This window comes from Paenibacillus sp. VMFN-D1 (assembly GCF_003386155.1).
GTDB classification, from domain to species: Bacteria; Bacillota; Bacilli; order Paenibacillales; family Paenibacillaceae; genus Paenibacillus_AQ; species Paenibacillus_AQ favisporus.
Genome location: NZ_QRDU01000002.1, coordinates 1044408 through 1057666 on the forward strand (window position 1 = coordinate 1044408; position 13259 = coordinate 1057666).

Annotated in this window: 12 protein-coding genes and 1 pseudogene; 11 read left to right on the forward strand and 2 right to left on the reverse strand. The window is 50.7% G+C overall.

Going from position 1 to position 13259, the window contains the following annotated elements:
- Positions 1 to 213 precede the first annotated feature (213 nt).
- Both C7820_RS20275 and C7820_RS20280 read left to right on the forward strand, forming a co-directional pair.
- Positions 214 to 1689 (forward strand): FAD-dependent oxidoreductase, encoded by a 1476-nt coding sequence (locus C7820_RS20275; protein WP_258875312.1) that lies wholly within the window; start codon positions 214 to 216, stop codon positions 1687 to 1689.
- A gap of 68 nt (positions 1690 to 1757) precedes the next feature.
- Positions 1758 to 2354 carry a TetR/AcrR family transcriptional regulator gene (locus C7820_RS20280; RefSeq protein WP_089546190.1) on the forward strand — a complete coding sequence of 199 codons (597 nt, stop codon included), beginning with the start codon at positions 1758 to 1760 and terminating at the stop codon, positions 2352 to 2354.
- Positions 2355 to 2479: 125 nt separating this feature from the next.
- Here the strand turns inward: C7820_RS20280 and C7820_RS20285 are convergent, their stop codons facing one another.
- Positions 2480 to 3484 carry an aminoglycoside phosphotransferase family protein gene (locus tag C7820_RS20285; RefSeq protein ID WP_116232522.1) on the reverse strand — a complete coding sequence of 335 codons (1005 nt, stop codon included), beginning with the start codon at positions 3482 to 3484 and terminating at the stop codon, positions 2480 to 2482.
- Positions 3485 to 3670: 186 nt separating this feature from the next.
- Here C7820_RS20285 and C7820_RS20290 point away from each other — a divergent pair, with 186 nt between their 5' ends.
- From C7820_RS20290 to C7820_RS20320, 7 genes are all read left to right on the forward strand, one after another.
- Entirely contained in the window at positions 3671 to 4687 is a 1017-nt protein-coding gene (locus C7820_RS20290; protein ID WP_116232523.1) for a response regulator transcription factor, read from the forward strand.
- Positions 4684 to 6522: a cache domain-containing sensor histidine kinase gene (locus C7820_RS20295; protein ID WP_116232524.1), complete on the forward strand. Its 1839-nt coding sequence runs from the start codon at positions 4684 to 4686 to the stop codon at positions 6520 to 6522. The genes C7820_RS20290 and C7820_RS20295 overlap by 4 nt, the downstream gene beginning before the upstream one ends.
- Positions 6523 to 6641: 119 nt before the next feature.
- Positions 6642 to 7388 carry an extracellular solute-binding protein gene (locus C7820_RS20300; protein WP_258875332.1) on the forward strand — a complete coding sequence of 249 codons (747 nt, stop codon included), beginning with the start codon at positions 6642 to 6644 and terminating at the stop codon, positions 7386 to 7388.
- A gap of 27 nt (positions 7389 to 7415) precedes the next feature.
- Positions 7416 to 8171: a type 2 periplasmic-binding domain-containing protein gene (locus tag C7820_RS20305; RefSeq protein WP_116232526.1), complete on the forward strand. Its 756-nt coding sequence runs from the start codon at positions 7416 to 7418 to the stop codon at positions 8169 to 8171.
- A gap of 86 nt (positions 8172 to 8257) precedes the next feature.
- Positions 8258 to 9154, forward strand: coding sequence for an ABC transporter permease (locus C7820_RS20310; protein WP_116232527.1), 897 nt, complete (start codon positions 8258 to 8260; stop codon positions 9152 to 9154).
- On the forward strand, positions 9155 to 10021 hold the full coding sequence (locus tag C7820_RS20315; RefSeq protein WP_116232528.1) for a carbohydrate ABC transporter permease: 867 nt from the start codon (positions 9155 to 9157) through the stop codon (positions 10019 to 10021). It abuts the gene before it with no gap.
- 38 nt (positions 10022 to 10059) lie between these two features.
- Positions 10060 to 10773 (forward strand): glycerophosphodiester phosphodiesterase family protein, encoded by a 714-nt coding sequence (locus C7820_RS20320; protein ID WP_116232529.1) that lies wholly within the window; start codon positions 10060 to 10062, stop codon positions 10771 to 10773.
- A gap of 184 nt (positions 10774 to 10957) precedes the next feature.
- Here the strand turns inward: C7820_RS20320 and C7820_RS20325 are convergent, their stop codons facing one another.
- On the reverse strand, positions 10958 to 11926 hold the full coding sequence (locus tag C7820_RS20325; protein WP_116232530.1) for a stalk domain-containing protein: 969 nt from the start codon (positions 11924 to 11926) through the stop codon (positions 10958 to 10960).
- 360 nt (positions 11927 to 12286) lie between these two features.
- Between C7820_RS20325 and C7820_RS20330 the strand changes: the two are divergent.
- Positions 12287 to 12552, forward strand: a pseudogene (locus C7820_RS20330) (CD3324 family protein).
- Between the two features lie 145 nt (positions 12553 to 12697).
- A complete protein-coding gene (locus C7820_RS20335; protein ID WP_116232531.1) occupies positions 12698 to 13240 on the forward strand; it encodes a GNAT family N-acetyltransferase in 543 nt (180 codons plus the stop codon).
- The last annotated feature ends 19 nt before the right edge of the window (positions 13241 to 13259 follow it).

Here is a 13259-nt window from a genome sequence, read left to right on the forward strand (position 1 = left end):
CGATTCTTCAAGTCTTCGCCGGCCGCCGTTTTGTTGTGCCCGAAAATGTCTGAACAGGCAAATGCTGATGCATGAAAAAAGGGGTTGACAATAACTGTTAATCACCGCATAATGACATTGACTGACTGAGTCAATCTAAATTACGGAACTTCATATTTTTTTTGGAATATTATCGACTGAATGAGTCAATCTAAACTAGGGAGGAATCATTTTATGGTTACCAAGGGGAACACAAGCAAGGCCATCGTCATCGGTGGAGGTATGGCGGGACTCATGACCGCACGCGTGCTCTCGGAACATTTCAAAGAGGTACTGATCGTCGAAAATGATGCCTATCCGACAGGGCCGGACGTCCGGCCTGGAACGCCTCAGGCATTCCATCCGCATCGCTTTACGGCGCGGGGGAAAGCGGTCATCGAACGCCTCTTTCCTGGTTATGAGCAGGATATGATCGCGAACGGCTGCCCATCTTCACTGAACAAAAACGCGTATTTCATGAACCAGTACGGCACCCTGGAAATGAAGTACGACCGGGATGATCTTAAATTCAGCAGAGCGATTCTGGAGTGGGTCATCCGGCAGCGGACGGCAGCCATTTCCAACGTGAAATTTCTGACGAAACACCAGGTGACGGGGTTGTTAACGAGTCATGACGGATCCGAGGTAATGGGGGTGCAAGCCAGAGACCGCGAGCAGTCCGGCCAGGAGAAAGCTCTGATGGCCGACCTGGTTATTGATACAAGCGGGCGATCTTCAAAGCTGTCGGGCTGGCTTACGGACCTGGGCTACGAGGTTCCCCAGCCGGATCTGTTGAAAGTTTCGCTCGGATACAGCACCCGCCGCTATAAAGTACCGCCGCACCTGACTCATTTGATCGATGAATGGGATGTCATCAACATTCAAGGGCAGCCGGCGAGCGGTACGTATACGAGTGTCTTCTCTTTTATCGAGAATGATACGGCTGAAGTGCTGCTCGCCCGTCCGGGCGGGAATTACCCTCCGACGGATGCCGCCGAATTCGAGAGCGCCTTGGAGCAGCTTCCGAGCCCGAAGATCGCAGAACTCGTCCGCGATTTCGAACCGATGGCGTCACCCAGACCTTTCCGCGTTCCGGAATTGTACTGCCATCGATACGAACAGATGCCGCAGTGGCCGCAAGGCTTGCTGGTCCTGGGAGATGCTTACTGCATCTATGACCCGATCTTCGGCCAGGGCATGACCGTGGCTGCCATCTCTGTCGAAATCCTGGAGGCTTGTTTGCGGGAACAGCGCCCCGAGCAGCGGTCGGATTGGGAGCATGGCGTACTCTGCCGCATCAAGGAGGCCATCGAGCCGGCGTTCTGGCTGAACTGTACGGCCGATCTCCGGTGGGAGGGAGTCGAATACCATGGGACGGATTCGAGCAAGAGGAACGCCTTCAGCCGGGAATATATGGAGCTGTTCCTGAGATATGCGGTCAGCAAACCCGATTGGAAGTTCTATGGACTCTATTGGGCGGTCAATACGTTAGCGGTTTCCCCCCGAAACATTTTCAACCCTGAAACAGCAGTCCAAGTGTTAACCGATTCGGAAGAAGGTAGGGAACTGCTCTCCAGTCTTACAGCGGACAACAGCCAACCCGTTGAAACGATTCTCGAAGAAATGCTTCCGCAGTTCCCGGAATCGGCGTTCGAGCTGGTCAGACCATAGCGATAGCCAAGATGGATTTGATATACTGGTAGAAAAAACGGTAGCTTCCGGTAAAGGGGTACTTGACATTGGCACCATTAAACGAAGAGCAATTGCACCAAATTCGCGATGAACGAAAAGAACAAATCAAGGCGGCAGCGCTTCAGGTGTTTGCCCGCAAAGGCATCCTCAGCGCAAAGATGAGCATGATCGCGGAGACGGCAGGCATCAGCAACGGGCTGCTGTACCATTATTTTAAATCCAAAGACGAATTGTTCACGTCACTCGTTCAGGAGGCGATGGCCGAATCGGAAGCGGCGCTGCGCAGTGTCTATGACATGCCGGGAACGCCGCTCGAGAGAATTAGGGCGTTAACGGCGGAAATCCTCAATGAAGACGGCACTCCATACTTCATGCTGATTCACCAGGCAGCCACGTCCGACGGGGTGCCTGAACAAGTCAAGCAGCTCCAACAGCAATATTCTATGGATACGTATGTAGATATGCTGCTTCCGTTATTCGAAGAGGGTCAGCAGGCAGGGGAATTGGCGGAAGGAGATCCGCGTGAGCTCATCGTTTGTTATTTATCCGTCCTATCCGGCGTGATGGTCATCAATTCGAATGGAAGCAAGGTGTATCAAATTCCGAAGGCCGACATGCTGATGCGGCTCGTTGCCCGGAAATAAACGCAGTTTGTACATCGTGAAAAAACTCTTTCCTACCCGTCTATCAAGGCGGGTGGAAAGAGTTTTATGATGTGTTCTCCTTATTCAAGAACAGCAATCCGTTTCCAGCCTCTAACGTTGCCTGCTTATCCGGCTCCATACTGGGCGAGATACTGCGGATAAGAGCGGAGATGGACCGCTTTGGCCTTGCGCTGGGCCTCTTCCCGATGTTCCGGGACCTCCTCCGACTCGACGTAATCGGCTAGTACGTCAATGACGTCGTCCAGCAGTTTTGCCCGAAAATACAGCTCAAGCCGCTGGGCAACTGTATCTCCTGCCGTGGCCAACACCTTTTCCCTCCAAACCGGCCATGATGGGCCATGCCTTAGCGGCCATAACATAACCGAATAGTCCATCGCCGCATCTCCCTGGGCGGAAAGATCGTCCCAGTCGATGATCCGAAAGCTGTCCTTGCCGCAAGTCAGCACGTTGTTTCCGTTCAGATCGTTATGAACCACATCGCGCGCAGGGAGTCCAAATGCCGGGGTCTGCCGGACGGTTTCCCTCAGCCTTTCGATCTCTTCTCCAAACCACAAAATGGTCTCATCCGATACGAAGTCCCGCAGCAGCTCCCGGGATCCGCGGATTCCTTCCAAGTCTTCCGTAAACCTGGATATGTACTCGTCTTCAAAGGCATCCGCATAAGTGCGGCCTTCCGCGTCAGGCAGCATTCCGCGGAGAATGCCGTCGCGATGCAGCCTGGAGGCGGTCTCGATGACGCCCGTCAGAATAGCCTCCGAATTCGGCGCTTCCGCCAGCGGGACCGCATCCTCGATATATTCGAACACAAGGCCGTACGGATACCCGTCTACGATCTCGCTTTCAATCCTGTGGACCAGCTTGGGTGCGGCGTAGTGTTCGGCAAGATAATCGCTGACGCCCGCCCACTGCTGCAGCCGTTCGCTCCGATCGGGCGGAGCCAGCTTAACATGAAGCCGCGTGCGGCCGTCCGACAAGCGGAGGGACAAATTGCCGAAGCCTCCCGGATTATAGATGTATGAAGCCTGGATATGATTAGGTTCTAGACCGATCGTACCGGCGTTCGCCACTGCCCATTTTTCGATGAGTCGTTCTGCTAGCCTTACATCCATTGCAGCTTCCTGCCTCCTTACCTTTTTTTTAGGATATACCGGATATTTTATCATGGAACGGATGTAATTACCCGGCCGTCATGTAGCAGGAAAAAACCATTCGTTCACGAATGGTTTTTTTAAAGATGTCAGAAAGGACATCCCAAGCATCCTGGATAATTGCCAACAATGGAGGTTTAGCGCAATATGTACACCGTTCTGATCGCCGAAAATGAACCGTGGGTATTAAAAGGAATCGTCCAGATGGTGAAGACGGCCGGGGAGGAATTCGAGGTCGTCGGAGAATGCAGCAACGGGGAAGAAGCGTGGAGCATGATTCAAGAACTATGGCCCATGCTCGTGATCACCGATATTATGATGCCTGAACTGGACGGGTTATCTCTGATCAAAAGAATAGCTGAGCATCGCATTCCGCTCGTATCGGTCATTATTAGCGGATACGACAATTTTCAATATGCCCAGAAGGCGATGACGTATGGCGTATCGGACTATTTGCTGAAGCCGGTAGAGTTTGAAACGCTGACCGAGGCATTAAACCGATCGAAGGAGAAGCTGGAGTCGCTAAAGGACTTGAACGATTATATCGTCAAGTTTCAGTCTTTACTGGATAACAGCCAGGGCTTGGCGGTCGATGTCGTGATGCAAAAGCAGCGCCAATTCATCGAGTCCATCTTAAGGCTGCATCTGCTGAACAGAAATGCCCGGGTCGGGCTGCTGAATATGATGGAGCACAAGCTGAAGAACCTGATGAATGAATTCGGCCTGGACTTCACGGACGTTCCGAAATATCAGTCAGGCGATGATGCGTCCACCCTGAAATATTACATGACACTGCTGGAAAAGTGGTACCTTGGATACCCGGAAACACCGAAAACGAGCATACCCGCGGCCATTGCCGAGTCGTGCCGGTATATCGACGCCAATTATAAAACGAACTTATCGCTCACGGACATGGCGAACCTGACGAATTTCAGCGTCTCCCATTTCAGCGCACTGTTCAAAAAGCATACGGGCAGCTCGCTTGTCAGCTACGTCAACCGTTTGCGCGTTGATGAGGCCAAAAAGCTGCTCCGAACGACCTCATACGCCGTATCCGAAATTGCGGAAATCGTCGGCTACTCGTCTACGCCCTATTTTACGCGGGTGTTCAAGGCACTTGCCGGGGTGGCGCCCCTCGAATACAGAAAGAGGATGGGATCATGAAATGGAGCCATTGGCATTACCGATTTTCGTTCAAGACGAAGATCCTCGGGCTGGTGCTGTCGGTGAGTTTTGTGTCCATTGCACTGATGGCGGGCTTCACATCCTACTACTACACGGAATCAGCCAAGGATGATTTCTACACGATTGCCCAGGACTCAACCGCAAGAATCAATCATCAGCTGGACCGGTATTTTACGCAAATGGCCCAATCGACCTACGCTTCGATTGCTGGTCCATTGCCCTCGAATTCGCTGCTTGGCGACAATCCGGAGAGCGGTCTTCTTCAGAAATGGCTCATTAGCGGCGAGAATTTCAACCGGGAACAGGAAGCGCTGGTCGAAGGCATCATGTCGAAATATATCGCGATCAATTACTCCAACGTCCTGGGCATCGTTCTCCGTTCGCTGGACGGCCGGCTGATTTATTCGAAAGATCACTCCCTGAGCCATCCGATGATTGAATCCTCGCCTTGGATGGTGGGCCCCTTGTCCGATCAATTAAAAATCGTTCCCTCCTATTACCGCCATGAAGATGCGGTTGTGCCCGCATACCCTTATATTACGCTCATCGTCCCTGTATTTGATCCGAATTCGCTTAAGCTCATCGGCAATCTGAATATTGCTCTATCGATTACGGAAGTCCAGGATATTCTTGGGCAGACGAGGCTTGGGAAAACAGGGTATTTTTTTATCGTCGATTCGAGCGGCGAAATCGTGTATCACCCGGACGTGAGTTTGGCGGGCCGGCACGTGAAGGACACAGCTCTGGGCGTCCTTCCTCTTGGTAAGCAGGATGCCGTCATCGAACGAAACGGGGAAAAAATTCTGATGTCCGGCAATCGCTCGGAAGTGACCGGCTGGAATATGGTCGCCTCCGTGCCTATGCACGAGATGGCCAGCGGCCTGGACTTCGCCCGCAAAGCTACGTTGTGGGTGATGACGGGCATCATTGTGTTATCGCTGTTCTTTATCCCCAGGATGGTCGGCCAAGTGGTCCAGCCCATTCTTCACCTGCGGAATCTGATGCAGCGCGTGGAGACCGGCGATACCAAGGTCAGTGCGATCGTGGTTCCCGGCAGGGACGAAATACAGCAGCTGAACGGGAGCTTTAATCAGATGACGTCCAGGCTGAATGAGCTCATCCACACCGTCCATCGTCTAGAGATCAATGAGATGAAGCTGCAGCTGCGGCAAAGGGATGCGCATATTCAGGCGCTTCAGAACCAGATCAATCCCCATTTGCTGTACAATACGCTGGAAATTATCAAGAGCATCGCTTTTATCGAGAAGGTGCCGACCATTGAAAAAATGGCGACCCGCCTGGCGGGCGTTTACCGGTATACCTCGAAAATGCCCGGATCGGAAGTGCTGCTGCGGGATGAACTGCAGAATCTGCACAATTATCTGGATATCATTCATATTCGCTTTGATCATTTTCACAGCAGCATATTGGTGCCGGAGTCCTGCATGAACTGCCGCATGATCAAGCTGTCGCTGCAGCCGATCGTGGAGAACAGCGTGAAGTACGCGGTGGAACCCAAAAACGGCCATGCCCAAATTACGGTGGAAGCCTATGAGAGAGCGGGCGACCTCGTCATTGACGTCACCGATAACGGAAATGGATTCCCCGAGGAAGACCTGGAGCGGATCATGCATCGAATGAAGCTGGTAGAGCAGCAGTCAGAGCCGTTCGCTCAGGAGGAATCGGTTGGAATCATTAACGTTCATGCCCGAATGGTGCTGAAATACGGTTCAGCTTACGGCGTCCACGTACAGTCAATACCGGGTAAAGGAAGCGTCGTCACGCTGAAATTCCCAAAAAAGATAAATCCATGATCGGAAATTTGGATAAAAAGATCATCATTTTGTGAAAAAGTGACCCCTGTCAGCAAGATATATTGAAATGGAAGAGGACAAAATCAAATGGGTAATGGAGGTCACCTGAAGTGAAACGAATGCTCTCAATCATCCTGGTTATGAGTCTCGTATTTTTAGCGGCCGTTGGATGTTCATCCGCGGGATCGGAGGATACGGGGACCGCATCTGGAACGAACGGAGACAAGGACAAGCCCAAAAAAATCAAAATTGACATGATGATTGCGTCATGGAAAGGAGGGGGCTGGCCGGACAACAATCATCCGATCATCAAGTACATCGATGACAAATTCAATGTGGACCTTCAAATTCAATGGGTGCCGAATGCGAATTTTTACGAAAAGCTGAACGTGATTGCGGCATCCGGCAAACTGCCCGACGTGATGCGGATCGATAGTCCAAGCCAGTATTTGAAATGGGTGGAGGAGGGCGTATTTCAGGACTTAAAGCCTCAGTTAGCCCAATATCCTCATTTGCAAAGCATCGCAAAACCGGAAGAATGGGCGCTGCTGAACCCGAAGGACCAAATTTTCGGCATTCCGATCTATGCCACAGCCCAGAATACCATTTACGTCCGCAAGGACTGGCTGGATAAGCTGGGAATTCCCGTACCAACTCCTGATACATTCACCATCGACCAATTTTATGATATGGCCAAAGCTTTCACGACTCAGGATCCGGACGGCAACGGGAAGAACGATACGTTTGGATTCTCGGCGCTGGGCAATGCAAGCCTGCTGGGCATGCCGGAGCTGTTCGCGCCATTTGGGCTCGCGAATGGCTGGAAGGAGGAGAACGGTAAGCTGATTCCGATGCAGGTCCAATAGGACGAATGGAAGGCGTTCCTGACCTTTATGAGCCGTGCATATAAAGAAGGCGTGCTCGACAAAGACTTTGTTACGAACACGAATTTTAACGAGAAATACGCGCAGGGCAAAGTGGGCTTTGCCGACATGCATTACCAGTTCAGCCAGCAAACCAATCAGCAGCTGCAGACGATTGCTCCTGGAGCCAAATTTGTGGAGCTGGCGCCGCCGATGGGCAAGGACGGGATGCGGGGAACATCGACGCCAACGAGCGGAACGATCAAAGTCGTCCTGAGCAAGGACGTGGATGCCGAGAAGCGGGATCGCATCCTGCAGTTGTTTGATTGGTGGGTATCGCCGGAAGGGGAAGACATCTTGAAGAACGGGATTGAAAATATCCATTACAAGAAAAACAGCAGCGGAGCCTATGAAATGACCGATGAGTTGAAGGCCGAAGGCGAGGGGCGGCAAAGTCTCTTGTGGAACTGGGTATTGCGGAACAATTCCAATACATTCAACACCTACAAGTGGAGCGATACCACATGGGCTAAAGAGATGGAGCAATCCATTGATAACGCTGGCAAGTATCCATATAAGAACGCGTCCGACGCCTATCTGTTCTCGTCCAATACGTACTTGGAGAAAGGAACGGCACTCGACGAAAGCTTCCACAAAACCGTCATTGAAATTATCGCAGGCAAAAAGCCGGTGGAGAGCATCGATGAAGCGATCAAAGAATGGAAGAGCAGCGGCGGAGACCAGATTATCGAGGAAGTGAATGCCGCATACACGGCGAATCCATAACGTTCGCCTGAAGGTCCCGGGCGGCTGCGGCCGCCTGGGGCCTTTTATTTCCAGGCTGGCTATACAGCGAGTTGGAGGTTGAAGACATGAAAGCGTACTGGAAGAGGGCATTTCCCATTTATCTCATGATCCTGCCGGGTCTGCTCTATTTTATCATTTTTAAATATATCCCGATGTTCGGGATCTCGATCGCCTTTATGAAGTATAGTCCCTTCAAGGGAATAATGGGGAGCGAATGGGTAGGTCTTCATTATTTCCGCAGATTATTTGCTGAAGGCGACTTCCTGCTGCTTCTCAAAAACACGCTGCTGCTCAATTTGCTGGATGTGCTGTTCTTTTTCCCAGCCCCGATCCTCGTCGCTCTGCTGTTGAATGAATTGAGAGCCAGACGAATGAAGGCGGCGGTCCAAACCATTCTGTATGCACCCAACTTTATATCGTGGGTCGTGATCGTCGGTATTACGATCGTGCTCTTCGCCACCGGCTCCGGAGGCATCAATCAGCTATTGGAGGACTGGGGGCTGGGCCCAATTGAACTGATGACGGATCCCCGCTACTTCCGGTGGGTGTGGCTGTTACAGAACATTTGGCAGGGGGCCGGGTGGGGAGCGATTATTTTCCTGGCCGCCCTGTCGGGCATCGACCCTACGCTGTACGAAGCGGCTAAGATGGACGGCGCGAACCGATGGCGCCAGGTGTGGCATATTACGCTACCCGGCTTGCGGGGCGTCATTGTCGTCATGTTTATTTTACGGTTCGGGCACATGATGGACCTCGGCTTCGAGCATATTTTCCTGCTGCAGAACCCGATGAACCAAGAGGTGTCCGAGGTGTTTGAGACTTTTATATACAAAAAGGGTCTGATCGAAGGCGATTACAGCTACTCGACGGCCGTCGGTTTATTTAAATCCGTGGTCGGTTTGGTGCTGGTATGGGGTGTGAACCGGCTCGCCAAGAGATTCGGCCAGGAGGGGGTATTTTAAATGCGGCAGGCAAAAGGGCCCGATCTGTTCTTCACGTGTCTTGTTTATTTCATCCTTTTCCTGGCGGCCGCGATTGCGATTTTTCCATTGTTCTACGTGCTTGCGGTTTCGTTCTCGACGGAGTACGAGTATTTAACGCGGGGATTCTTCGTCATTCCGAAGCAGTTTACCTTGGACGGTTATTTGTATTTGCTGGCCCATCCGGGCTTTACCCTAGCATTCCGCAATGCAGTGATCATCAGCTTGGGAGGGACGGCGCTGAATATCGTGCTGACCTCCCTTATGGCCTACGGGCTGTCCAAGCGATGGTTAAAGCTGCGCAGTACAATGAATTTTATTGTATTTTTCACGATGCTGTTCTCAGGAGGCATGATTCCAACCTATTTGGTCGTTCGATCGCTCCATCTATTGGACAGCTTCTGGGCGATCTGGCTTAGCTCGGCGATTGCCGCGTTCAACGTCATTGTGATGAGGAGCTTTTTTCAGTCCATGCCGCTTGAGCTGGAGGAGTCGGCCCGGATCGACGGGAGCGGAGAGTGGCGCCTGTTTCTATCAATCATCGTGCCGTTGTCTATGCCGGTCATTGCGACCTTTACGTTGTTTTATCTGGTGAGCAACTGGAATACGTATTTTTCCGCTATTATATATTTAAACGATGCGAAGCTTATGCCGCTGCAGGTCTTTCTGAGGCAAATGCTCGTTGAGGATGACCCTACCATATCCAACGCGTCCACTGTATTGTATAAATATACGCCTGCAGCCAAAATGGCAGCCATCATGTTAACGGCGCTGCCGCTGCTGATCATATTCCCCTTTTTGCAAAAATACTTTAACAAAGGGGTTATGCTCGGTTCGATTAAAGGATGAGGACAGCAACAAAAATTCGGATCATGGGGTGAAGACAGGTGAATCAGCAACCGAAGTATGTAGCCCATCGGGGGCTTAGTATGCAGGCGCCTGAGAATACCGTCGCGGCTTTTGAACTGGCGGGCCGATTGGGATTCTGGGGCATCGAATGCGATACGTACTGCACGACGGACGGCCGCTGGATTGTCCATCATGACCGTACCGTCGACCGGATGACGAACGGATCGGGGAGGACGAAAGATTTCTCGTTTGCCGAGATCCGCGGGCTGAGCATCACCTCCGGAAACGGGATCAGCGATTATTCCGGCCTGCAAATCCCGGCACTGGAGGAAGTATTGTCCGTATGCGTCAAATACGGCATGCATGCATTCGTCGAGATCGAGGAATATCACCAGGATCGCGATCTGGAAAGGCTCGTTGAGCTGGTCCGCGGCTCCGGCATGATGGGACAAATGAGCTTCATCTGCTTCAATGCCAACGATCTGTTGAAGGTGCGTGCCATCGATCCGGCGGTGCCGCTCGGCTTTCTATCGGCGAAGCCGCCAAGCGAAGCAGACCTTGAGCTCATCGGCCGGCTGCAGCCTGCTTTTCTGGATTACGACTATCGTTCGGCGACGCCGGATGACGTGCGAAACTGCAGCAAGGCCGGAGTTGACGTGTCGATCTGGACCGTAAACGAGCGGGAGATCTCGCGGCCGTTTGAGGAGGCGGGCGCGGCCTATATTACGACGGATACGATTTTGTGGGATTGAAAGTGGAGTCTTGGTTTCCGTAGCGTTTTGTCCACGGGTATTACTGCTATGACTAATGGTGACATTTGGAGATAGTTGTTATAGCTGATGAGTGTTTAGTATAAGAAAAGGGAAGCGCTAATTCTTGCGCTTCCCTTTTCTGGATCGTATTTTTCCGAACTCTAATATGAGATTGAAGAGAACCTTATTTCTCCTCCAAAGAATAGGAGGTTACAGCGCCGTTTTTCAGCGTTACGTAGATAAACAATTTTGGTGGTGCGATGTCGTAGATCCAGGTTACGGTATGATTCCCCGAATTAAGGATCCGGTCCGGCTTGTCCCAGGATAATTCGAGCATCTTGCCGGTCATCCCTACACGAACCTGGCTATTTTCGATGAGCTTCCAAGATGAACTTGGAAAGTCAAAGGTTTTATAAGGGTTAACGGTCGAAATTACCTTTTGGAAATCCTCGGTGTGAAGGCTCTTGATTTTATATGTTTTGTGTTGATAAGTAAAGTATACGTCCACCCAGCCGGTAATTAGTTCATCGCTTTCTACCTTGATGATCTTAACTTGCGACAAATTGTGAACCGATTTAGTTGGCGTTCCGTCAAGTTCCGTTAGTTTCATCTGCACCCGGTAGCTGTGAATCCAAACAGTCTTGCCTATATATTTTTTATAGGTTTCATAGGCGTTATTAATAAAAATGATAACTTTCTTGGCTGATGTGGTGAGCATAACGTAGCTGATCGGCTTTGTTTTTTCATTTATAGGCCTGGTGTAATCTACTGTTGTCTTTGCATTCAGCGTGTCCGTTATCATCCGGAGGGGAAGCATCAGCTTGCCCTCGATGAGCTGAGGTGGGACAGTATACAGCTTTTTTGCTCCATTAATCGACACGGACTTAACATTCAGCTTAGCGGTGACCTTGATATCCCCGATGGTATAGCCGATGTTTCCCTGTTTGGGATCAAACTGCAGTTGCAGGCCCAATTCTTTAAATAGCTGGCCAATGGGAAGCATGGTTTGACCTGATAGGATAACTCCTTTATCTTTCAATTCGATGGTAGGCAGCTCTGATTCTGTCTCTCCACTAGCCTCCGCCTTTTGTTCATTCGTGATTACCGAAATCCCCAGCACACAAGCCAGCAATATCATGACAATTTTCTTCAAAATTCTTCCTCCATTTGAATCTTTTCCTTGAATATACCTGAATTGCAGTGATTTGTCTCATTTTTTTGCTAGAGTCAAAGGAATCCACAGATATCATGTGGAAACTACTAGGCAGATGAATAACCGAAAGAGAGGAATATCGCGATGATGCCGGTTCAGGACCTACTGAATCCAAAAGCTTACCCGATGCAAAGTTTACATCTTTGCTCCATGCAGAGTCTATATGACAAACAGCGGCGGTTGTTTTGCATGGAGCCTTATCTATTAACCGCATCATTTTCAATTCATTAGCAGGATGTTTGTCATGAAGGCTTTGCTACCTTACCATCTGCAACTCACTTGGATGAAAGGGCGAAGCCAATGAAATATGTATCTGCGAGCGACATTTTACCTGAACAGCTGCTTCAGGAAATTCAAAAATACGTCCAAGGCAGGACGATCTATATTCCTTCTCGCGAGGATGGCCGCAAAAATGGGGCCAGCTTTCGGGACAGCGGGACTATCTGCGGAAACGCAATCTAGAGATCAGGCAATCGTTCCGTAAAGGAATTGATGTGGAGCAGCTCTCCCAGTCCTATTGCCTCGCGGTAGAAACGATCCGAAAGATCGTATACCAGAAAAAATAATGCCAGGGGCTTGCGTGTGACCCAACCAGCGCGAGCCCTTTTTTTGTACCCTGAATGGTTATGTGTATTCTCTGCCTATTGTTTCAAAGCGCCAGCCGATATACTTTTCGGTAAAAGATAAAAGGCTCTTTGAGGAGGATCCAACATGGCGGAAATAACGGTTGAATTAAGCAGGCGTGATACACAATCAATCATCTATAACCTTTACCCCCTGTATCTTCACGATTTAGCAGGGATCCGTAACGTGCTTCCCAATCGGTATGGCGTCTTTGAAGACAGCGATGCTATTCAAACGCTTCAGCAGCAAATGCCCGAGTTTGATATTTGGTGGGAAAAAGAGGAGTGCCTTTTTCCTTTCTTGATTCGGGTCGACGAAGTGCCCGCAGGATTCGCATTGATTGCCACACCTCCTTATGTGGAGGATGACAGCAACCTTTTGGTGAACGAATATTTTATACTGCAGCCTTTCCGGGGTCAGGGCGTTGCCGAGGAGGCCATAACCCAAATCTTCAACCGGTTCCAGGGAAAATGGCTGATCTACACGACCCCGACAGAGAGGAATTCAAGGACCATTCATTTTTGGAGAAAAACCCTCGCGCGTTATACGAACAACAGGTTCACGGAAGAGGACAAGGAACTGCGGGCTGAGATCGGTGCGGCAAAGGTGTTCAATTTTACAAATAAGTAGCCGGGCGGCTGATCGATAA